1 protein-coding gene is annotated in these 1415 nt (G+C 73.8%); it reads left to right on the top strand.

From position 1 onward, the window contains the following. Positions 1-533 precede the first annotated feature (533 nt). On the top strand, positions 534-1415 hold an 882-nt coding region (locus AC51EU_RS30495), incomplete at its 3' end, for a serine/threonine-protein kinase (protein ID WP_496270328.1).

Raw genomic sequence — 1415 nt, 5'->3', positions numbered from 1 at the left:
CGCCGCGAGCGCGGTACCGGCGGGGGCCGTCACGAGGACATCGCAGGCCCGTGCGGTGTGGCCGCTGCGCGGCCCGAGGACGGTCAGCCGGATCTGCATCGCCGTCAACGGTCCCTTCTGCCCGGTGAGTTCCGGCGAAGGCCCCGCTGGCTCCCCCACCGCGTCCGAGCTGCTCGGCTCGTACAAGTCCCATGCGCACGCCGCGACGGAAACCGCGCGCCCCTCCGCATACGTGCAGGAGGCATCCTCGCACCTGCGACGGACGTCACGCCCGTCGACCACCACACAACGATCTTGCGGCCCGAAGGGAACGCGGCACGGCGCACACGGGTGGCGGGCGGTCCGCCGGACCACACGGGCAGTCCTCACGGGCAACCATCGGCCCGGAACGCACGTCTTCCCCACGAGTCCCGTCCGGTCCGTCCCGATCCGCCGGGTCGGCCCGGCGGATCGCCGCCGTGGCGGCACTACAGTGGGGCGACGGGCCGCGAGCGGACCGGAACATCGTTCGATCACGACCAGGGAGCCATGACGTGCGGCCGGTAGGCAGCAAGTACCTGCTCGAAGAGCCGTTGGGGCGCGGTGCCACCGGTACGGTCTGGCGCGCGCGCCAGCGGGAGACGGCAGGCGCCGAGGCCGCCGTCGCCGGGGAACCCGGCGAAACCGTCGCGATCAAGGTGCTCAAGGAGGAGCTGGCCCACGACGCGGACGTCGTGATGCGCTTCCTCCGCGAGCGCTCCGTCCTGCTGCGGCTGACCCACCCCAACATCGTCAGGACCCGCGACCTCGTCGTCGAGGGCGATCTGCTCGCCCTCGTCATGGACCTCGTCGACGGCCCCGACCTGCACCGCTACCTCCGCGACAACGGCCCCTTCAGCCCCGTGGCCGCCGCCCTGCTCACCGCCCAGATCGCCGACGCGCTGGCCGCCAGCCACGCCGACGGCGTCGTCCACCGCGACCTCAAGCCCGCCAACGTGCTGCTCGCCGGGTCCGACGGCGAGGGCGAGATGCACCCGATGCTGACCGACTTCGGCATCGCCCGCCTCGCCGACTCCCCGGGCCTGACCCGCACCCACGAATTCGTCGGCACCCCCGCCTACGTCGCCCCCGAGTCCGCCGAGGGCCGCCCGCAGACCTCCGCCGTGGACGTCTACGGCGCCGGCATCCTGCTGTACGAGCTGGTCACCGGCCGCCCGCCGTTCGCCGGGGCGACCGCCCTGGAGGTGCTGCACCGCCACCTCAGCGAGGAGCCCAGCCGCCCCGCCTCCGTCCCCGAACCGCTGTGGACGGTGATCGAACGCTGTCTGCGCAAGGAGCCCGGTGAGCGGCCCAGCGCCGAGAACCTCGCCCGCGCCCTGCGCACCGTCGCCCCCGGCATCGGCACCCACGCCACCCCGGAGCAGATCGAGGCGGCC

Source organism: Candidatus Streptomyces philanthi, assembly GCF_059553635.1.
This window is presented reverse-complemented; position numbering and strand designations above follow the sequence as displayed.